Source organism: Campylobacter sp. BCW_6465, from assembly GCF_001762815.1.
Classification (GTDB): Bacteria; Campylobacterota; Campylobacteria; order Campylobacterales; family Campylobacteraceae; genus Campylobacter_D; species Campylobacter_D jejuni.
Genome location: NZ_MJXN01000053.1, coordinates 1 through 21279, shown reverse-complemented (window position 1 = coordinate 21279; position 21279 = coordinate 1). Strand labels below are relative to the sequence as shown.

General features: G+C 29.7%; 20 protein-coding genes and 1 pseudogene. 13 read left to right on the top strand and 8 right to left on the bottom strand.

Annotated features, from left to right (window positions below):
* Positions 1-79: 79 nt before the first annotated feature.
* Entirely contained in the window at positions 80-1405 is a 1326-nt protein-coding gene (locus tag AJ886_RS03725; protein ID WP_070287140.1) for a Cj0814 family flagellar-dependent secreted protein, read from the top strand.
* Between the two features lie 58 nt (positions 1406-1463).
* Here the strand turns inward: AJ886_RS03725 and AJ886_RS03720 are convergent, their stop codons facing one another.
* From AJ886_RS03720 to AJ886_RS03695, 6 genes are read right to left on the bottom strand one after another with little or no spacing between them, the layout of a single operon-like run.
* Positions 1464-2891 (bottom strand): Mur ligase family protein, encoded by a 1428-nt coding sequence (locus AJ886_RS03720; RefSeq protein WP_070278358.1) that lies wholly within the window; start codon positions 2889-2891, stop codon positions 1464-1466.
* On the bottom strand, positions 2892-3611 hold the full coding sequence (locus tag AJ886_RS03715) for an alpha/beta fold hydrolase (protein ID WP_052949979.1): 720 nt from the start codon (positions 3609-3611) through the stop codon (positions 2892-2894).
* 1 nt (position 3612) lies between these two features.
* Complete coding sequence (locus AJ886_RS03710; protein WP_002852622.1) at positions 3613-3828, bottom strand: type II toxin-antitoxin system Phd/YefM family antitoxin; 216 nt, start codon at positions 3826-3828, stop codon at positions 3613-3615.
* A 59-nt stretch (positions 3829-3887) separates the two neighbouring features.
* Positions 3888-4928 (bottom strand): D-alanine--D-alanine ligase, encoded by a 1041-nt coding sequence (locus AJ886_RS03705; protein WP_070275158.1) that lies wholly within the window; start codon positions 4926-4928, stop codon positions 3888-3890.
* Positions 4929-4937: 9 nt separating this feature from the next.
* Positions 4938-5489 carry a Holliday junction branch migration protein RuvA gene (ruvA, locus tag AJ886_RS03700; protein ID WP_070275157.1) on the bottom strand — a complete coding sequence of 184 codons (552 nt, stop codon included), beginning with the start codon at positions 5487-5489 and terminating at the stop codon, positions 4938-4940.
* The gene (locus AJ886_RS03695; protein WP_070287139.1) at positions 5465-7324 is read right to left on the bottom strand and encodes a flagellar assembly protein A; all 1860 of its coding nucleotides are present in this window, start codon (positions 7322-7324) and stop codon (positions 5465-5467) included. Before AJ886_RS03695 ends, ruvA begins: the two co-directional genes overlap by 25 nt.
* A gap of 103 nt (positions 7325-7427) precedes the next feature.
* Between AJ886_RS03695 and murJ the strand changes: the two genes are divergently transcribed.
* From murJ to AJ886_RS03660, 7 genes are read left to right on the top strand one after another with little or no spacing between them, the layout of a single operon-like run.
* Positions 7428-8879 (top strand): murein biosynthesis integral membrane protein MurJ, encoded by a 1452-nt coding sequence (murJ, locus tag AJ886_RS03690; RefSeq protein ID WP_002856935.1) that lies wholly within the window; start codon positions 7428-7430, stop codon positions 8877-8879.
* On the top strand, positions 8879-10267 hold the full coding sequence (cysS, locus tag AJ886_RS03685; RefSeq protein WP_070278354.1) for a cysteine--tRNA ligase: 1389 nt from the start codon (positions 8879-8881) through the stop codon (positions 10265-10267). Before murJ ends, cysS begins: the two co-directional genes overlap by 1 nt.
* The gene (locus AJ886_RS03680) at positions 10260-12002 is read left to right on the top strand and encodes an ABC transporter ATP-binding protein (RefSeq protein ID WP_002881145.1); all 1743 of its coding nucleotides are present in this window, start codon (positions 10260-10262) and stop codon (positions 12000-12002) included. Before cysS ends, AJ886_RS03680 begins: the two co-directional genes overlap by 8 nt.
* Positions 12003-12033: 31 nt before the next feature.
* Positions 12034-13092 (top strand): quinone-dependent dihydroorotate dehydrogenase, encoded by a 1059-nt coding sequence (locus AJ886_RS03675; protein ID WP_002872967.1) that lies wholly within the window; start codon positions 12034-12036, stop codon positions 13090-13092.
* Positions 13089-14339 carry a M16 family metallopeptidase gene (locus AJ886_RS03670; RefSeq protein ID WP_070278352.1) on the top strand — a complete coding sequence of 417 codons (1251 nt, stop codon included), beginning with the start codon at positions 13089-13091 and terminating at the stop codon, positions 14337-14339. Before AJ886_RS03675 ends, AJ886_RS03670 begins: the two co-directional genes overlap by 4 nt.
* Positions 14332-15228, top strand: coding sequence for a 4-hydroxy-tetrahydrodipicolinate synthase (gene dapA / locus AJ886_RS03665; RefSeq protein WP_070275152.1), 897 nt, complete (start codon positions 14332-14334; stop codon positions 15226-15228). Before AJ886_RS03670 ends, dapA begins: the two co-directional genes overlap by 8 nt.
* A complete protein-coding gene (locus AJ886_RS03660; protein ID WP_070278348.1) occupies positions 15228-16007 on the top strand; it encodes an enoyl-ACP reductase in 780 nt (259 codons plus the stop codon). The genes dapA and AJ886_RS03660 overlap by 1 nt, the downstream gene beginning before the upstream one ends.
* Before the next feature lie 40 nt (positions 16008-16047).
* Here AJ886_RS03660 and AJ886_RS03655 read toward each other — a convergent pair whose 3' ends face one another.
* Both AJ886_RS03655 and AJ886_RS03650 read right to left on the bottom strand, forming a co-directional pair.
* Complete coding sequence (locus AJ886_RS03655) at positions 16048-16353, bottom strand: hypothetical protein (protein WP_070278346.1); 306 nt, start codon at positions 16351-16353, stop codon at positions 16048-16050.
* Positions 16354-16364: 11 nt separating this feature from the next.
* Positions 16365-16961, bottom strand: a complete 597-nt coding sequence (locus AJ886_RS03650; protein WP_070278344.1) for an MBL fold metallo-hydrolase — start codon at positions 16959-16961, stop codon at positions 16365-16367.
* A 73-nt stretch (positions 16962-17034) separates the two neighbouring features.
* On the opposite strand from AJ886_RS03650, the gene AJ886_RS03645 reads away from it, so the two are divergent.
* From AJ886_RS03645 to AJ886_RS03625, 5 genes and pseudogenes are all read left to right on the top strand, one after another.
* Positions 17035-17775 carry an NAD+ synthase gene (locus AJ886_RS03645; protein ID WP_070278342.1) on the top strand — a complete coding sequence of 247 codons (741 nt, stop codon included), beginning with the start codon at positions 17035-17037 and terminating at the stop codon, positions 17773-17775.
* Positions 17776-17778: 3 nt separating this feature from the next.
* A complete protein-coding gene (locus AJ886_RS03640; protein ID WP_070278339.1) occupies positions 17779-18705 on the top strand; it encodes a tetraacyldisaccharide 4'-kinase in 927 nt (308 codons plus the stop codon).
* Positions 18702-20114, top strand: a complete 1413-nt coding sequence (gene thrC / locus AJ886_RS03635) for a threonine synthase (RefSeq protein ID WP_070278337.1) — start codon at positions 18702-18704, stop codon at positions 20112-20114. The genes AJ886_RS03640 and thrC overlap by 4 nt, the downstream gene beginning before the upstream one ends.
* A complete protein-coding gene (gene kdsB, locus AJ886_RS03630) occupies positions 20111-20830 on the top strand; it encodes a 3-deoxy-manno-octulosonate cytidylyltransferase (RefSeq protein WP_070278360.1) in 720 nt (239 codons plus the stop codon). The genes thrC and kdsB overlap by 4 nt, the downstream gene beginning before the upstream one ends.
* An 86-nt stretch (positions 20831-20916) precedes the next feature.
* Positions 20917-21279: pseudogene (locus AJ886_RS03625) on the top strand (hypothetical protein); the annotation flags it as partial.

The following is a 21279-nucleotide window of genomic DNA, read 5'->3' as shown; positions in this document are numbered from 1 at the left end:
CCAAAACGGAACAGATCTTGCTTATATTATTTTAATATATTTAGGTTGAAGGCAGAAAAATCTAAATTAAGGAATTAATATGAGTATCTTTAGCATCAATGATAACTCAAACTATAATTCTATACTTTCACAAAGTAAAGCTAATAAAGAAAGTAAAGAAAATTCTAAAATAAGTTTTGCTAATGCTTTTTTAAAACAAAATGCCAGCAAGTTAAGTGATATAGAAAGTAAAAATTCACAAACTCTAGCAAGAAGTGAAATATTAAATTCTACTAATACAACAAATACTAGCAATAATACTAATTTTAGTATAAGTAGTAAGACAAGTTCTCCTAATTATGATATATCAAGTGAATTTAAAAACTCTATTTATACTCTAAAATACAAACAAGCAGATATAAGTAATAATACAGCCTATGGTTATAGTGTAGATAAAGATGGTTATATGGGAAGTGATTTTAACAAAGCTGCAGGACTTCCTGAAGATTTTAAGATACATAAATCTACTTTGGATGAGATTAAAAAAGCTGCCGAAAATGATCCTGTTGTTTCAAGTACAAAAGAATACTTAGGCGTAAGCGAGTATTATACTAATATAGATATGGCTGAAACCATAAAACAATATTATAATCTTTTTTCTAATGCTTTAGGTCAAAGTTTTCCAAATGATAAAACAAGTTTTAGTGAAGCAGATATAAATTCTATGCCTAGTGGTTATGGTGTAAGTGGAACGCAATGGATGGACTTTAATGATCCAAGCAATAGAATGAATATTACAGGTTTAAAAGATTTTTCAAATTCTTTAATTTCAAATGTTTATAAAACCCCTGAACAAGCAAAAGAAGCCGATGATCTTTGGGCTGATTCTGGATATATGATTGATGGATTATTGCCTAAAACTTTAGGTTTATCCTTAGAAGAAATCAAAAATGTTTCTAAAGGTGAAGATTGGCAGTTTAATCCTGATATGTCAGTTTATCCACAAAATGAAGATGGAAGCTATTCTAAAGAAACTTTGTTTATGAGTTTTTTAAAATCTCAAGGTGGACAACCTGTTGAGAGTCTAAAAACCACACTTAATCCAAAAGTAGAAGCTTACAATACAGCTATGGCTAAAGAGAGTTTTTCAACTACTAGTGTAGATATAGGTGATATTATGACAGGTAAAGTAGATTTTGCAAGTCTATTTAAATATCTAGCTAGTAAAAATGGAAAATTAGAAGGGCAACTTTATATGTATGAAAATAACATTCCTAAAGAATCTGCTATGGGTAATTGGGCTTTAGATGCTGAAATTAAACAAGCCATTGCCAATGGCTGGAAAGCAAGTAGTGAAAGTATAAATTCTTATGTTGGATCTATAATGGATAGATTAAATAATCTTATAGGACAAACTAGGGTTTAAAGAAGTATTTGCACGAAGTCAAATTAAAAATGATGACATTTGCAAATACTTATGCGAATCACATAAAGCTAGGCGCATCGTTTGAAAAGAGTATTAAATCTCCGTTTTTTGTTTCTTTAGCCAGAGTTTGAACTAGCTGACTCTTTTCTTTAAGTATAATGGTTTTTATTTTTAACTCTTTTTTGAAAATTTCAGCATTGATTTGTGCGCTAATGATAACAAGATCAAAACACTCATTGATGATTTTAGCAAGTTTTATATTTTCTTCTTCGCTTACTTCCACTATACCAGGACTTACTAAAACTTTTCGTCCTTTATAGCTTTTACAAAGTTTATAGCTTGTGCTCATACCTTTAAAATTTCCATTAAAACCATCATCTATGATAAATTTAGGCTCTCTTGAAAGCACTTGCAAGCGATGTTCTACGGAGTTTATATTTAAAACTTGCTTTTGAATTTTTTCTAGCTTTATGCCAAGATAATGAGCACAAAGTATACAAACACAAAGATTTTGCGCGTTAAAATTCCCTAAAATTTGACTTTTAAAATCATAGGATTTATTTTCTATATTTACCCTAAATTCTAAACCTTCAAGACTTGAATGAATAAGACTTAATTTATCATCATAAAGGCTAATGAGTTTATCTTCTTCTTTTTGGGCGCTAGAGTGTAAAAAAGCCTTTTCTAGTCTTTTGGAATTTAAGGCTTCAAGTTTGGTTGAGCGGATATTTTCAACACTTTTAAAATACTCTAAATGTGCATTGCCTATCTCTCCTACTATGCTGATGTGAGGTTGTAAAAAACGCGTGATTTCATCGATATCGCCTTTAAGTCTAGCGCCTGCTTCAGCTATGTAAATTTGAGTATCTTGGCTTAAATTGGTATTAATATCAGCAACTATACCTAGCAAGGTATTGACAGAGCGTGGTGTTTTGTAGCTTTTAAAGTCATCTTTTAAAAGTTCGTATAGAAAATTTTTAATACTTGTTTTTCCAAAACTTGCGGTAATGAGTATGATTTTTAAATTTTCATTGGCTCTTAGTTTGGTTTTGGCTTGTTTTTTATAATATAAATTTGTAAAAAACTCATAAATTTTAAGACTCAATAAAGCAAAAGGAAGGCTAAAAAGATTAAAAAGAAAAGAAAAACGCAAAGCAAGTATAGCAAAAATAGCATTATAAACAAAAACAAAAACAAAAAACCATTTAACCTTGCTTGTAAAAACAAGCTTTTTATCTATACCTTTGTTCCAAAAATACAAAATTGGAGCATGGAACAATGCAAAATATGCCAAAGAGTATAAAGGAAAAGCTAAGAATAAAAAATAAGGAATAAATAAAAAATACAAATGCCACAAAGGTTTATGATAATGAAAAAACACGCGTTTAAATTTATAAGAATACCATTGTAAAGCACTCATAAGATAAAAAGCTATACAAAAATTAAAAAATAAAGAATTAATAAAATAAAGAGTATTGATAAGCATTTAAATTTCCTTAATTTTTTGAGCTATGAAAGCAGAATGTTTTAAAAAGAAAAAATGATCCCCCTCTAAAGGATAAAAAGTGCTATTTTTTAAAAATTGATGCATTTTCTCGCCACAATATAAAGGCGTAGCTTCATCGCTTTTTCCCCAAAAAATCAAACTTTTAGCCTTTTGCTTGGCAAAAATTTCACTAAAATCCTCATCAACAACCTTTTTAAAGGTTTCATACATCATAGGACTAAGATTTGCTCCATCTTTACTAGCAAAATAGCGATAAAATTTTCCCAAACCAAAGAGTTTTAAAATTTTAAAAATACGGATTTTAAAACGCACTTTTAGGGATTTTTTAGCCAAAATTCCCGCACTTGAAAGTAAGATTAGGATGTCTTTTTCTTTTGCGAGTAGGGTACTTACTTTTCCGCCAAAAGAATGCCCCATGAAAAAACAGATATTGAGTTTTTTTTGTTTTAAAAAAAGTTCTGTGATATTGGCATAATCTTGAGTGTTTAAAATTTCTTCCACACTTGAATTTCCAAAACCTGCTAAATCCATATAAATTTGACAAAAATCTTTTAAAAAAGGACAAAAACTTTGCTTCATAAGTTCTTTATCAGCTCCCCAGCCGTGTAAGATAAGTATTTGCGGTAAGGAAAGATCACCTAAAATTTCATAAGAAATTTGATAAGTTTTGTTTTTATAAGAAAGTTGAGTTTGAGCCATTTTAAGCCTTTTGATTTTTGTAGATATTTTCTAAAAGTTGCATGGCGTTTTGTAAGCGTTCAAATTCCTTCATACTAAGCATTACAGCTTCAAATTTGTTATTTTTTAAAATAACTATTTTTCCACTTTCACTTTTTTTGAGTTTTTCCATAATGGGGCTAAAATTTCTTACCACCTCGGTGGCAGTGTAAATTTCATCTTGTTTAAAAGAGAGCATTTTTCTTCCTAAAATACGCTAAATTTTATGTATAATTTAGCGTATTTTGACTTAAAAGCTTATAATTTTCCTTTTTGTCCGTTGATGGAGTGAAGGAAGTTGTAGTTGATTTTTATCATTTTTTCAAGTGAAATTTGATCAGCTAAAGCGTTTAAAGTGGTATTAAAATCTTTAAAAAGATAATTAGCCAAAGAACCAGGATTTGGGTTGATTTCATTTAAATATACTTCATTATCCAGTATAAAAAAATCGCAGCGTATTAAAGCACCTTTAAACAAAGGATTGTAAATCTTTTTAAAGCTATCTTTGAGTTTTTCTTTTAATTCTTCGCTTAAATCCGCTTCTATAAGCTCATTGCGTCCTGAAAAGCTAAGATATTTTTGTTCAAAGTCTAAAAATTCTTTTTTCTTTGGCTCTTCTATGATGGAAAAAACAAACCCATCATTGATCATACATCCTGCAAGATTGTATTCTTTGATATTGTTTTTAAATTCTTCTACTACAAGATCATTATCAAATTCAAAACCTACATCTTTGGCGTATTCTAAATCTTTTTCATCTTTTACTATGCTAATACCTATACTACTTCCAAGTCTTGCAGGTTTGATAATGCAAGGAAAACTAAGCTTTTCTTTAGAGTTTTGATTTTTTCTTAGCATGGTATAATCAAGTGTTTTTACTCCAACGCTTTTGGCATAAAGTTTGGTAAGTTCTTTGTTAAAAGATAATACACTAGCTTCAAGCCTAGGTCCTATAAATTTAATAGAATAAAACTCAAATAAAGCCGCAATTTTTCCATCTTCTCCATCTCTACCATGGATAAGATTGATCACGCATTCGCACTCTAGTTTATTTTCTTTTAAAAAACCTTTGCTAAAAAAACCTCCTTGTTTGATGAAGAGTTCTTTTTCTTTTTTATAAGCTTTAGTGCTAAAAGTTTTAGAATTCATTTTTTCACTTGGAATATGATAAAATCTTCTTTCTTCATCGCAAAAAATAAATTCTAAATTTTGATTGATAACTTTTTTAAGCACTACAGCACTTACTATACTGATCTCATGTTCATAAGAATTTCCGCCAAAAAGTATTGCAAATTTCATTTTATTCCTTTATCCTAGTTTTTTAAGAGCTTCTTTGATGAGTTCGCTTGTGCCTGTTGCTTGAGCACTTGCTAAAACACTTATGATTTTTTCTTGTTTAAAGCCTAGAGTAAGAAGTGCGGCTAAGGCTTCGCTTTTATCATCGCTTACACTTTCAAGTTTGGTTTTTGTGTCAGAAAGTTCTACTATAATGCGTTTTGCACTTTTTGGACCTATGCCAGGTACTTTTTTAAGCACACTTTCATCGCCCAAACTTAACGCCTTGTAAAAAGAATTTACATCAAGACTAGAGCATACCGCCATAGCAGTATTTGCACCCACTCCATTGACTTTTAAAAGCATTTCGAACATTTTTTGTTCATCTTTATCCAAGAAGCCATAAAATTTATTAGAATCTTCTTTGATGATTTGAGTGATAAAAAACTCATGCTTTTCTTGAGTTTGAATTTTAGCAGAACAAAAAAGCGAAATAAATATCCCATAGCTTAAACCACTAGCGCATTTAACAATGATAAAAGCAGGTTCTTTTTTTGTGATTATTCCTTCGATGCCGACAACCATGCTATATCCTTTTCTTCATAATCTAATTTTTTATGTATTTCTATACTTTCTTGGTTGTTTTGTATGACTTTTTTAATACCTATAAATTTAGCACTTTCATTAACAAATGAAGAGTAAAAAATATCTTCTTTAGGCTCTAGAAGTGAAAATTTGATCTCATTCATATCAGTCCATTTGCCACTTTTATTTATAAAAGTTGCTTCAAAAAGCATTTTTTGTAAATTGATTAATTCTAATTGTAAAGATTTTTTGCGTTCAAGAAGTTCTTTTTCTTCATTTTGTAGTTTATTTAATTCAAGATTTTGTAAAGAGAAATCTTTTAGGGCTTTTTCGTATTGTACAGGAACATTTTGACCTTGATTTTTAAGTTCTGTTATCTTTTTTTCAACGCTTAAAATTCCATTTTTACTTGATAAAATGTATTGTCTTATTTTATTTATTTTATGATTTAACTTAGAAATTTGCTCTCCTAAAATCGCAAATTCTTCATCATAATTTTTATCAAGAGTTTTAATTTTAGCATGAAATTTATTGTTATCCCCGTTAATGCGTTCTATTGTGGTGTTTTCAAAAAACACACAAGAATTATTACTTTCTAAATTTTCTATATAGATTTTATCAGCTTGTATACTTCCACCTAAACTTTTTTTAATTCTCACTTCTTTGGCTTTGATTGTTCCCCCTTCGAGCAAATCTATATTTAAAATTTCGGCTTCTGCAAATCCTCTATGAGTTTTTATATAGGCTTGTTTGGCTTGAATTTTGGCTTTAGAGTGTGTAGTGCCTTCAATTTTCATTTTAGTGGCATTAAGTTGAGTGTTGCTTCCTATGCTTCCGACTACATTTAATTCTTCACATTCTATCCCAACGCCAGAATTTACAGCATCTTTTACTTCTGAAAGAAATTTTATATTGATTTTGACATTTTTGTCTAGTCCAGCTCTTATAATCCCTATATTTTTAAAATCCACCCCATTAAAATCTAGTTCATTGGCGATATCAAAATTTTCACCATCTTGTACTACATAACCTTTTTTTAAGGCTATATATTCTGTGTATCCATCTTGCTCTACTTGTTTAAAAGCCGAAGAACAAGAAAATTTAACTTTATTTTCATTTGCGGCTAAAACTTTTAAGGTGTGTAAATTTAAGTCTTTTCCTTCTTTACCTTGTTTAAATTTGGTGTGTTTTAAAACAACTTCATTTTCATCAACAGCAATAATACCTGAGCGTTTTTCATCGATAGTGTAGTTTTTGGTTTTTTCTTTATAAGTCAAGATTAGAGATTCGTCTTGACTTTCTATAGGATCAATACCTTGTGCAACGGTAATTTGTATAGTTTTATTTAAAGGGGTGTTTTTATGTTGGTTGCAAAAAGACATTAAATTTTTCTTAAAATCAAAAATGCGGATACCTATTAAAAATTTAAGTTTCAACATCTTTTTATAAATATTTTGCAAAAGTTCTAGTGCTAGTTTTTCATGAAAGTCTAAATTTGTAAAATCAATTTGAGCAACTATTTTGGTTAAATTTTTATTTGCAACTAGTTTGACTGCTTGAAATGCTTTGCTTTGGTTTATACCATGGAAAATTTCTATTTTGTATTCTTGCTTGATTTGAAGATCATTTTTTAAAAAAAATTCATCTTTATCAAAAAGAGTTAATTCTTTTTCAGAGATTTTTTCCCATTCTAAATCTCCAAAACGATATTGTGTAGAAAATGCCAATAAACTAAAATCAAGCTCATTTAAGCTAAGGTTTGTTCGTGAAGCTACGCTTAAAAGCTCTCGAGCTGGATTTTCTGTATAGGCAATAATTTTTTCATCCAAAGCCAAAACTTTCCCCTTGTAAAAAATTAAGAATGTAATTATAGTCAATTTTTAATCAATTTTAGTTAAAATAATTCTCTTTATATTTTGAAATTTATGAAAAAATTTAATGAAGAGTTTAGTATTTAAAAATTTTATTATCAATGCTTTAGGAATTTTATTTTCAAGAATTTTAGGGCTTGCTAGAGATGTTTTAATAGCGCTTTTTTTAGGAGCAGGGCTTTATAGTGATATTTTTTTTGTGGCTTTAAAAATGCCTGCTTTTTTTAGAAGAATTTTTGCAGAAGGGGCTTTTGGACAAAGTTTTTTGCCTAATTTTGTAAAAGCGAAAAAAAAAGGAGCTTTTTGTGTTAGTGTAATGATGCAATTTAGCCTTATAGTTTTTTTATTTTGTCTTTTGGTAAGTTTTTTCTCCTCTTTTTTTACTAAGCTTTTTGCTTTTGGGTTTAACGCAGATACTATAGCTTTAGCGGCTCCTTTAGTGGCGATTAATTTTTGGTATTTGTTTTTTATTTTTTTAGTTACTTTTTTAGGAGCTATTTTAAATTATAGACAAAAATTTTTCATTACCTCTTTTTCTGCGGCATTATTTAACTTAAGTATTGTTATAGCTGCCTTTTTTGTGGATAAAAATGCACCGCAAAATACACTTTATTATTTTTCTTATGCAACGGTTTTAAGCGGGGTGGCACAGCTTATTTTACATTTGCTTGTTTTAAAAAACAATCCTGTAATCCGTGCTATGGCTTTAAGTATAAAATTTAAAAAAGCCAAGGCGAAATTACAAGGTTTTTATGGCAATTTTTTTCATGGAGTTTTAGGTTCTTCTGCGACTCAATTTAGCTCATTGCTTGATACAACCATAGCTAGTTTTTTAATGAGCGGGAGTATTTCTTATCTTTATTATGCAAATCGTGTATTCCAACTCCCCCTTGCACTTTTTGCTATCGCTTTAACTCAAGTTTCTTTTCCAAAAATTTTAAAACATTTAAAAAGTGGTCAAGAAAATTTAGCCTTAAAATTTATGCAAAGAGCATTAGCGCTTTTAAGCATTTTGCTTATTGCTTCTAGTATTGTAGGTTCTGTGTTTGCTTTGGAAATTTCAAAACTTTTATTTGAAAGAGGAAATTTCACTCACGAAGATAGTGTAATTACGGCTTATGTTTTGATTGCTTATCTTATAGGGCTTTTACCTTTTGGTTTGCAAAAGCTTTTTTCTTTGTGGCTTTATGCAAAATTTAAACAAAAAACAGCAGCTTGGATCGCGGTAAAATCTTTAATTATCAGTGCTTTATGTTCTATGGCTTTTATATTTTTGATTAAAGATGAAAGTTTAAAGGTTATTGCAGTAGCACTTTCAAGCTCTATTAGTGCTTTTTATTTGCTTGGAGCTAATATCAAAGAATTTGGTTTTAAGAAATTTTTTGCTTTAATATCTATTAAAATTTGCTTGTTGGTTATAGTTGCTTTGATTGTTTTTACAATCTTACTTATTTTGATTAAACCTTATATTTTAAGTTTTTTTATAGGAATTTTTACAAGTTTTAAAGGAGTTTTTTAATGAGATTATTAGACAGTGTAGCAAAAGAGAAAATAAAACTTGATAAAAAAGATATTAGTATTTACTTATGCGGACCTACGGTTTATGATGATGCACATTTAGGACATGCAAGAAGTAGTGTTTGCTTTGATCTTTTGCGTAGGGTTTTACTTGCTCAGGGCAATAGGGTAAAATTTGCTAGAAATTACACAGATATTGATGATAAAATCTTAAAAAAAATGGCTCAAAGTGGTCAAACTTTAGAGGAAATTACGGAATTTTACATCAAAAGTTATGAAGAGAATATGAGGGCTTTAAATGTATTAGATCCCGATTTCAAGCCTCGTGCAACGCATTATATAACAGCTATGCTTGATTTGATTAAAAAGCTTGCCAAGGATGGGTTTGTTTATACTCTAGAAGATGGAATTTATTTTGATGCAAGTAAAGATGAAAAATATTTAAGCCTATCAAATCGCAATTTAGAAGAAAATATCTCTCGTTTAAGTAATGAAGTGCAAAAAAGAAATGAAAGCGATTTTGTGCTTTGGAAATTTGATGAAAATTTTTACGAAAGTGAATTTGGCAAAGGGCGTCCGGGTTGGCATACTGAATGTGTTGCTATGATTGATTCTATTTTTGAAAATACTCTTGATATACATGCTGGAGGGATAGATTTGCTTTTTCCTCATCATGAAAATGAGGCTGCGCAATGTCGTTGTGGATGTAAGAGAAAATTAGCAAATATTTGGCTTCACAATGGTTTTGTAAAAATCGATGGTGAAAAAATGAGTAAAAGTTTAAATAATAGTTTTTTCATAAAAGATGCTTTAAAAGAATTTATGGGCGAGGCTCTAAGATTTTATCTTTTGAGTTCTCATTATAGATCTCATTTTAATTATTCTTTATCGGATTTAGAAAATGCTAAAAAACGTTTAGATAAATTTTATCGCCTTAAAAAAAGATTGGATTTAGGTGAAATTTCTGATTTTGATGTTTTAAATGATATTGAAATAAAAAGCGAAATTGCTAAGCAAATTTTAGAGATTTTAAATGATGATTTAAATATTTCTAAAGCCTTAGCTCTTTTGGATGATTTTATAAGTAATGCAAATTTAGAGTTGGATAAAGAAAGCAAAAATAAAATTTTAAAACAAAATATCAAAAAAGCTTTAAGTGAGCTAGCTAAAATTTTTGGCTTTGGTTTTATGGATACAACTTTATATTTTCAATGGGGTGTAGGCAAAGAAGAACGAGAAGAAATTGAAAAGTTAATTTTAGAACGAACTGAGGCTAAGAAAAACAAAGATTTTAACACAGCTGATGCAATAAGGGAACAACTAAGTAATAAAAAAATCACTCTTTTAGATACTCCAAATGGAACAATTTGGGAGAAAATAAATGCATAATGAGATGAATTTAAAAGAGGTTTTAATACGCTTTAAGCCCTTTTATAAAAGATATTGGAAGCAATTTGCTATAGCTATTTTTGGTATGATTTTAGCAAGCGGAGGAACTGCTGGAAGTTTTTATGCTTTAGAGCCTATTTTAAATTATATTTTCGTTGAAAAAAATGAAGCTTTACTTTATACAGTGCCTTTTTTGCTAGTATTGATGTATTTTTTTAAAAATCTTGGAACTTATTTGCAAAGTTTTTATGTTTCCTTTATAGGAACAGATATGTTAAGAGTATTGCGTGCTAGGGTTTTAAAAAATATTTTACGCTTGGATATGGATTTTTTTAAACGCTATAGAAGTGGGGAGCTTGTAAGTCGTTGCACTAATGATATTAATGCGCTTCAAAGCATAGTATCAAACATTATTCCTGATTTTTTTAGAGAGCTTTTAACTGCTATAGGACTGCTTGCGGTAGTCTTGTATCAAAGTCCTACTTTGGCTTTTTTTGCTTTAGTGATTTTGCCTTTAGCTATTTTCCCTTTGGTGTGGTTTGCTAAAAAACTTAAAAAATATGCAAGAAATATACAAGAAACAAATTCGGATTTACTTTCTTATTTGGGTGAAATTTTTTCAAATATTGAATTGATCAAAGCTAATGATAATGAAAAAAAAGAAAGTGATAAATTTGCTAAGCATAATGATACTTTATGTAAATTAAACCTAAAATCCGCACGTATTGATGCACTTACAAGTCCTTTAATGGATATGATGGGCTCTGTTGGGGTTGCTGTGGTGATTATTGTAGGGGGTAGAGAGGTTATCAATGGTTCTATGAGTGTGGGAAGTTTTATTAGTTTTGTTTCGGCACTTTTTGCGATATATACTCCTTTAAAGCGTCTTTCGTCTTTATATGGAAAACTTCAAGGTGCTGTTGCGGCAAGTGAAAGAACTTTTTATTTATTGGATTTAGAACCTCAAATTAAAGGTGGAAGCAAAGAATTAAAAAACATTGAAAAAATTAGCTTTGAAAATGTTGAATTTGCTTATGAAAACCCGCATAAAAGTGTTTTAAAAGGCGTAAATTTTGATTTTGTTAAAGGGCAAATGCTTGCTCTTGTAGGGACAAGTGGGGGTGGTAAATCTTCTATTATTAATCTTTTGATGTATTTTTATGAAAAGCAAAAAGGTAAAATTTTACTCAATCAAGAAGATATTAGTACTTTTACCATAGAAAGCTTACATGCTAAAATAGGACTTGTAACACAAAATATTTATCTTTTTAATGATAGTTTTGCTGCAAATATTGCTTATAGCGAAGAGTTAGAAGAAGAAAAAGTTATCCAAGCTTTAAAATTGGCCAATGCCTATGAATTTGTTAAAGAAATGGGCGGGATTTGGGCTGAAGTAAAAGAACATGGTAAGAACTTAAGTGGAGGGCAAAAACAAAGAATAGCAATCGCTAGAGCTTTATATAAAAATCCTGATGTGCTTATTTTTGATGAAGCAACTTCAGCTTTGGATAATGAAAGTGAAAAAGCAATAGTTAAAACTATAGAAAACTTAAAACAAGACAGATTGATTTTAGTGGTTGCACATCGTTTAAGCACTATAGAAAATGCAGATAAAATAGTAGTATTGGATAAGGGCAAGGTATTGGCAATAGGTAAAGATGAAGAGCTTTTGCAAACTTGTTCTTTATACCAAAAATTTAAAAGCAAAGAAAAAACAAAGCCTAGCTTTAGTTAATTTTAGTTAGAATTTTAAAAAGGATTAAAAAATGGCTTATGAAATGATAAAACCTTTACTTTTTAAGTTAAACCCTGAGCATGCACATGCTTTGGTTGAATATAGCTTAAGAGCTTTAAGTGCCAGTTTTCCAGGAGCTTTAAGTTTTTTAGCACACAAATATATAGTTGATGATGAGAGTTTAAGACAAAATTTACTTGGACTTGATTTTAATAATCCTGTAGGTTTAGCAGGAGGCTTTGATAAAAATGCCACCATGATAAGACCTTTGAGTGCTTTAGGATTTGGCTTTTTGGAAGTGGGAACTTTTACTCCAAAACCTCAAGAAGGCAATGAAAAGCCACGTCTATTTAGACTTGTAAAACAAGAAAGTATACAAAATGCTATGGGTTTTAACAACGAAGGTGCTGAAAAGATTGCTTTAAGGCTTGCAAAAACTTATCCTTTTGTTTTGCCTTTAGGGGTAAATATAGGGAAAAATAAAATCACTCCAAATGACAAAGCCTTGGAGGATTATTTTACTTTGTTTAGAGATTTTAAGGATTTGTGTGATTATTTTATCGTTAATATCTCATCTCCTAATACTAAAAATTTAAGAGAGTTGCAAAATGATGATTTTTTAAATACCTTGCTTGAAGAAGCCAAAAAAATCACTTCTAAGCCTATTTTGATAAAAATTGCTCCTGATATGAAAATAGATGATGCTTTAAATTTATGTGAAAATGCCATTAAAAAAGGTGCAGATGGGTTTATATTAGCCAATACCAGTGTTGATTATAGCTTGTTAGATAATAATCGTACTTTTGGTGGTATTAGCGGAAGGCTGATTACGGAAAAAAGTGGTATTTTTTTCAAAGAAGTAGCTAAGATTCTTTTTGGTAAAACCTTGCTTATTGCAAGTGGAGGGATTGATAGTGCTGATATTGCTTATGAGCGTATTAAAAATGGGGCTAATTTGGTGCAAGTTTATACAGCTTTGATTTTTAAAGGTCCTTCTTTGGTAAAAAATATCAATCAAAATCTTATAGAGCTTTTAAGAAAAGATGGTTTTTTACATATTAGTGAAGCTGTTGGGGTAAATTTAAAATGATTGCTTATGAAAAAATTCAATTAAAAAACAAGCTTGAAGTTTATGCTTTGCCTGTAAATAAAAATAGCGATGTGATTAGCGTTGATATTTTTTATAAAGTGGGTTCAAGAAATGAGATCATGGGAAAAAGTGGCATAGCTCATATGCTAGAACATTTAAATTTTAAAAGTACTAAAAATTTAAAAGCTGGCGAATTTGATGAGATTGTTAAGGGTTTTGGTGGTGTGGATAATGCAAGCACAGGTTTTGACTATACTCATTATTATATTAAATGTGCGAAGAAAAATTTAGATAAAGCTTTAGAGCTTTTTGCAGAACTTATGGCGAATTTAAATTTAAAAGATGAAGAATTTCAGCCTGAAAGAGCAGTGGTTTTAGAAGAGCGTAGATGGAGAACAGATAATAACCCTTTGGGATATCTTTATTTTAGACTTTTTAATCACGCATTTATGTATCATCCTTATCATTGGACTCCTATAGGTTTTTTTAAGGATATAGAAAATTGGAGTATTGAGGATATTAAAGAATTTCACAGCATTTACTATCAACCTAAAAATGCGATTTTGCTTGTAAGTGGCGATATAGAAAGTAAAGAAGTTTTTGAGCTTTCAAAAAAACATTTTGAGAAGATTAAAAATACTAAGACTATACCTAAAATTCACACAAAAGAGCCTAAACAAGATGGAGCAAAAAGAATATATTTGCATAAAAACTCAGATACTGAACTATTAGCCCTTGCTTATAAAATTCCAAATTTCAAACACGAAGATATACCTGCTTTAAATGCTTTATCTGAGCTTTTAGGAAGTGGGAAAAGTTCTTTAATGAGTGAAATTTTGATTGATAAATTAAATTTAATCAATGATTATTATGCTTATGTTAATGATTGTATAGATGAAAATTTATTTATTTTTATTTGTAATTGTAACCCCAATGTTAATGCAGAAAAAGTAGAAAAAGAGCTTTTAAAAATCATTGATAAACTTAAAATGGGTAAAATTTCTCAAAAAGATTTGCAAAGAGTAAAAAATAATGTTAAAAGTGATTTTATTTTCTCACTTAACAATGCTAGTGCAGTGGCAAATATTTATGGTTCATATCTAGCAAGAGGAGATATCAATCCTTTGTTAGATTATGAGAAAGATATACAAAATTTGGAATTAAAAGATTTGATTTCTTGTGCTAAAAAATATTTTATTCAAGAAAATTCAACTACGGTAATTCTAAGAAAGGATTCAAATGGATAAAAATATTATTATTGGGGCGATGACTGCTCTTATTACACCATTTAAAAATGGAAAAGTTGATGAGCAAAGTTATGCAAGATTGATTAAAAGACAAATAGAAAATGGCATCGATGCAGTAGTTCCAGTAGGAACAACAGGAGAAAGTGCAACTTTAACTCATGAAGAACATAGAACTTGTATAGAGATAGCCGTTGAGACTTGTAAAGGAACTAAGGTTAAGGTTTTAGCAGGTGCGGGAAGTAATGCAACTCATGAGGCAGTGGATTTAGCTAAATTTGCTAAAGAACATGGTGCTGATGGGATTTTAAGTGTGGCGCCATATTATAATAAACCTACGCAACAAGGACTTTACGAGCATTATAAGGCTATTGCACAAAGTGTAGATATTCCTGTGCTTTTATATAATGTTCCAGGAAGAACAGGTTGTGAAATTTCAACAGATACTATTATCAAGCTTTTTAGAGATTGTGAAAATATTTATGGAGTAAAAGAAGCGAGTGGAAATATCGATAAGTGTGTGGATTTGCTTGCGCATGAACCTAGAATGATGCTTATTTCGGGAGAAGATGCGATCAATTATCCTATACTTTCAAATGGTGGAAAGGGAGTGATTTCAGTAACTTCAAATTTATTACCCGATATGATTAGCGCTTTAACTCATTTTGCTTTAGATGAAAATTATAAAGAAGCTAAAAAAATCAATGATGAGCTTTATAATATCAATAAAATTTTATTTTGTGAAAGTAATCCTATTCCTATTAAAACGGCTATGTATATAGCTGGATTGATAGAAAGTTTGGAGTTTAGACTTCCTCTTTGTCCTCCAAATAAGGAAAATTTTGCTAAAATTGAAGAAGTGATGAAAAAATATAAGATCAAAGGATTTTAATGAATACAGAATTTCAAGGAAAAACTTTAGTAATCAGCGGTGGAACTCGCGGGATAGGCAAAGCTATAGTTTATGAATTTGCTAAAGTGGGTGCAAATATAGCTTTTACTTATAATTCTAATGCGCAAATTGCTGATGAAATGGTGCAAGATTTGGAGAAAAATTATAAAATCAAAGCTAGAGCTTATGAATTTAATATCTTAGAACCTGAAACCTATAAAGAACTTTTTGAAAAAATTGATGTGGATTTTAATAGAGTGGATTATTTTATCTCAAATGCTATCATTTCAGGACGTGCGGTTGTAGGTGGTTATACTAAATTTATGAAGTTAAAACCAAAGGGAATTAATAACATTTTTACCGCCACAGTAAATGCTTTTGTGGTAGGAGCTCAAGAATCAGCTAAAAGGATGGAAAAAGTAGGGGGTGGAAGCATTATTTCTATTTCATCTACAGGAAATTTAGTGTATATAGAAAATTATTCAGGTCATGGTACAGCAAAAGCTGCTGTAGAAGCTATGGCAAGATATGCAGCTACTGAACTTGGAGAAAAAAATATCCGTGTAAATGTCGTAAGTGGTGGGCCTATTGAAACCGATGCTTTAAGAGCTTTTACAAATTATGAAGAAGTAAAACAGGCTACTATAAATTTAAGCCCTTTAAATCGCATGGGGCAGCCTGAAGATTTGGCTGGAGCATGTCTTTTTCTTTGTTCAAGTAAGGCAAGTTGGGTGACAGGACATACTTTCATCGTTGATGGTGGTACAACTTTTAAATAAAAATTAAGAAAAATCAATGGATTTTTCTTAAAAATATTTTTCAATCAAGCTTTAATTTCCACCCTAAAAAAACGCTTAATAATGCAAGTAAAAAAATAAAATTTAAAATCCAATTACCAAAACCTATAAAACCTATAGACAATACACTATAAAAAAATCCTCCCACAGCTGAATAAATACAAATGGTACTTAAAGATCCATTTTCTGCCATTTTTTTACATGGGCAGATTTTATAAAATTTTTTATCGTTAAATTGATTTTTCTTTTTATTTCCCAAAAATAAACCAAAAAGAGCAAAAAGATTTAAAAAAATAAAAGCATATAATAAAATTTGATCTAATTCCATTTTAATATACCTTAAAAGTATCTAAGCCAAGAGGGTAAATGGGCTTGTTCTTTTTTTAAAGTAGTCTCTTGTCCATGTCCTGGTAAAAGTTTAAAATCTTCTTTGTAAGTCATAACTTTTTCTAAGCTTTGTTTCATTAAATTTGCATCTGAATAAGGAAAATCCCATCTTCCTATGCTTCTATAAAATAAAAAATCTCCACTAAATATGATATTTTTACCTACAATTTCTATCATAGTGCAACCTGGCGTATGTCCTGGTAAAAAGTGAAATTTAAAATCAAATCCGCCTATAGAAATGATATTTTCATCATCAATCAAATAATCCGCTTTGCTAGATATAAAACCTTGATTAAAAGGATCTTCAAGCATAAAAGCATCATTTTTATGAATATAAATAGGGATTTGATAGGCTTGTTTTACTTTTTCATTATCCCAAACATGATCGTAATGTCCGTGAGTATTTAAAATCGCTAAAGGATTTTTTACATGTTTTTTGATGAAATTTAGTGCATCAAAACCAGGATCAATGATAATTTCTCCATGCTCACCAAATAAAATATAACAATTTGTCTCATAAGCTCCACAAGCTTGTTTGATAATTTGCATTTTTTGCCTCTTTAATGAAAAATTTGCCTTAAATAAATATAATTATACATTAAATTTTTAAAAGGCAAGCTTTATGGATTGGCAAAAGATAACAGAAAAAATGTGTGATTTTATACAAGAAAAAGTGAAAAATTCTCAAAGTCAAGGTGTGGTTTTGGGGCTTAGTGGCGGGATTGATTCTGCTTTAGTAGCAACGCTTTGCAAAATAGCTTTAAAAGAGAATGTTTTTGCTCTTTTAATGCCAACTCAAATTTCAAATAAAGCCAATCTCGAAGATGCTTTAAGGCTTTGTGCGGATTTAAATCTTGAATATAAAATCATAGAAATTCAAAGCATTTTAGATGCTTTTATAAAGCAAAGTGAAAATACTACTCTAGTATCGTTAGGAAATTTTGCAGCTCGCATTAGAATGAGTTTGCTTTATGATTATTCTGCTTTGAAAAATTCTTTAGTCATAGGCACTTCTAATAAAAGCGAATTACTTTTGGGTTATGGTACGATTTATGGGGATTTAGCTTGTGCTTTTAATCCTATAGGATCGCTTTATAAAAGTGAAATTTATGCCTTAGCAAAATACCTTAATTTGCATGAAAATTTTATCAAAAAAGCTCCAAGTGCGGATCTTTGGGAAAATCAAAGCGATGAGGGGGATTTAGGTTTTTCTTATGCAAAAATCGATGAAGGTTTAAAAGCCTTAGAAACTAATGACGAAAAACTTTTAAGAACGCTTGATCCTTCTTTGATTGCTATGTTAAAAAATCGCATGCAAAAAAATGCTTTTAAGGGAAAAATGCCTGAAATTTTGGAAATTTAAACAATGAGTGAAGAAAAAAATTATGAACTTTGGCTTGATAATTATTTTTTTAAGCCTAATTTTTGGCAAAAATGTCTTGCTTTTGTACTTTTACCTTTAAGTGTGCTTTATGCTTTTTTTGCGATTTTAAATACTTTTTTTCGTAAAAAAATAGTTTTTAAAAAGCCTGTTATTAGCGTTGGTAATTTAAGTTTTGGAGGTAATGGAAAAACCCCGCTTTGCAAAGCTATAGCAAGGGAATTTGATGACGTTTTTATAGTGCTTAGGGGCTATAAAAGAAAATCTAAAGGTTTGTTTGTTGTTAAAAATCAAAATGAAATTTTATGCACCTTAGCACAAAGTGGCGATGAAGCTATGGAGTATGCTTTTGAAGAAAATATCAAAGGTGTGATTGTAAGTGAAGATAGAGTAAAAGGTATTGAAAAAGCTTTTGAGTTGGGAGCTAAAATCGTTGTACTTGATGATGCTTTTTCTAAATTTCACATTAAAAAATTTGATATTTTGCTTGAAAGTAAAATCAAACCTTATTTTAATTTTACCTTACCAAGTGGAGCTTATCGTTTGCCAAAATTTTATGAAAAAAGGGCTGATTTTATTGCATTAGAAGGTAGGGATTTTGTGCGTTATTCTTTTGTAAAAGAAAATCCAAAGGCTGTTTTGGTAACTGCTATTGCTAAACCTTTTAGATTGTATGAGCATTTTATCAAAGCAAGGGCTTGTTATTTTTTTAAAGATCATTATGAGTTTAAAAAAGAAGAATTAGAAAATTTGCTAAAAAAACATAATTGCGATACACTAATGCTTACTTTTAAGGATTTTGTTAAAGTTAAAGATTTTGGTTTTAAATGTCAAATTATAGAGTTAAATATAGATTTAAAAGATACACTAAAAGAACAAATTAGAACTTATATTAAGGAGTTTGAGCAATGAAATTGGTCGAGAGTAGAAATGTAAATAATGTATCAAGCTTTAAGGAAGCTTTGATTAACCCAAACGCTCCAGAAGGAGGACTTTATTCGCCTTTAAATTTACCTATTTTTGAAGGAGAAAAATATGCCAATTTATCTTATAAAGATTTTGCTTTAAAGCTTATAGAAAGTTTTGGTTTTGGCGAAGAAGAGCTTTTTAAAAAGGCTTTGAAAAGTTATGAAAGCTTTGATGATAAAAATACACCTATTTCTTTGCAAAAAATCTCTGAAAAAACCTATATTAACGAGCTTTGGCATGGGCCTACAAGAGCTTTTAAAGATATGGCTTTACAGCCTTTTGGCGTGCTTTTAAGCGAATTTTCAAAGGATAAAAATATTTTAATTATCTGTGCTACAAGTGGCGATACGGGACCTGCAACTTTAAAAAGTTTTGAAAATGCAGAAAATGTTAAAGTAGTTTGTATGTATCCAAAAGGTGGTACAAGTGGAGTTCAAGAGTTGCAAATGCGAGCTTTAGATAAGGATAATTTGAAAGTTTTTGCCATAGATGAGGATTTTGATGCAGCGCAGCACACTTTAAAAGAATTGCTTTTTTCAAAAGATTTTCAAAATGAAATTAAAGCTTTAAATTATGAGCTTTGCGCAGCAAATTCTGTAAATTTTGGACGTATTTTATTTCAGATTATTTATCATTATTATGCGAGTTTAAAACTTTTTAATGAGTTTTTAGAAGAAGTGCAAATCATCGTTCCAAGTGGAAATTTTGGCAATGCTTTAGGAGCTTTTTATGCTAAAAAAATGGGAGCTAAAATTTCAAAAATCAAAATCGCTTCAAATGCGAATAATATTTTGAGTGAATTTTTTAATCAGGGCGTTTATGATTTGCGTGAAAAAAGTCTTAAGAAGACTATTTCTCCAGCTATGGATATACTTGTTTCATCTAATATCGAAAGACTCTTATTTGCGAAATTTAAAGATAAAAGAACTAAAGAACTGATGAATTTGTTAAAAAATGAGAGATATTTTAAACTTGAAAAAGAAGAATTACAAAGTTTGCAAGAAGATTTTGAGGCGGATTTTTGCACCGATGAAGAATGTATGCAATTTATCAAACAAAGTAAGATTTTAATCGATCCACACACCGCAACTTGTTTTAAAATGCTTGATCCTTTAAAACCTAGCATTATTACCTCTACAGCAGAATGGACAAAATTTACTCCAAGTATGATAAAAGCTTTATATGATAGGGATTCTAAGAATGAAAAAGAAGATTTAAAATTTATAGCTAAAGAGTTTAATGTCCAAGTTAAAGATGAAATTTTGGCTTTATTTGACTTGAAAAATAGCGATGAAAAGGTATTTGAAGCCAAAAATATAAAAAAAGAAATTTTAGATTGGATGCAAAAATGATTATTATTCCTGCAAGATTAAAATCAAGTCGTTTTCATGAGAAAATTTTATGTGATATAGGTGGAGTGCCTATGTTTGTGGCTACTGCAAGAAGGGTAAGTAGTGTGGATGAAGTTTGTATAGCTTTAGACGATGAAAAGGTTTTAAGTATCACTAAAGAATATGGTCTAAATGCGGTTTTAACAAGCAAAGATCATGAAAGTGGTACGGATAGGATTAATGAAGCTTGTAAGAAACTATCTTTAAAAGATGATGAGATTATTATTAATGTCCAAGCTGATGAGCCTTTTATAGAATGTGAAAATTTATTAAAATTTAAAAAATTTGCAAGTTCTTGCTTGGATAAAAAAGCTTTTATGGCGAGTTGTTATAAAAAAATTACTCAAGAAGAAGCTATGGATCCTAATCTGGTTAAAGTGCTTTGCGATAAAGAAGGGTATGCCTTGTATTTTTCAAGAGTTAAAATCCCTTATGAAAGAGAAAATTACGAGGAAAGTTTTAAAGGGCATTTAGGCATTTACGCTTATAGTGTCAAAGCTTTAAGGGAGTTTTGTTCTTTATCAAGTTCTGCACTTGAAAGAGCGGAAAAGTTAGAGCAGTTAAGAGCTATAGAAAATGGTAAAAAAATCAAAATGCTTGAAATTTCAACAACAAGCATGGGGATTGATACTAAAGAAGACTATGAAAGGGCTTTAAAAATTTATTTAGAAAAATAACTCCACCCCAAAACGGAACAGATCTTGCTTATATTATTTTAATATATTTAGGTTGAAGGCAGAAAAATCTAAATTAAGGAATTAATATGAGTATCTTTAGCATCAATGATAACTCAAACTATAATTCTATACTTTCACAAAGTAAAGCTAATAAAGAAAGTAAAGAAAATTCTAAAATAAGTTTTGCTAATGCTTTTTTAAAACAAAATGCCAGCAAGTTAAGTGATATAGAAAGTAAAAATTCACAAACTCTAGCAAGAAGTGAAATATTAAATTCTACTAATACAACAAATACTAGCAATAATACTAATTTTAGTATAAGTAGTAAGACAAGTTCTCCTAATTATGATATATCAAGTGAATTTAAAAACTCTATTTATACTCTAAAATACAAACAAGCAGATATAAGTAATAATACAGCCTATGGTTATAGTGTAGATAAAGATGGT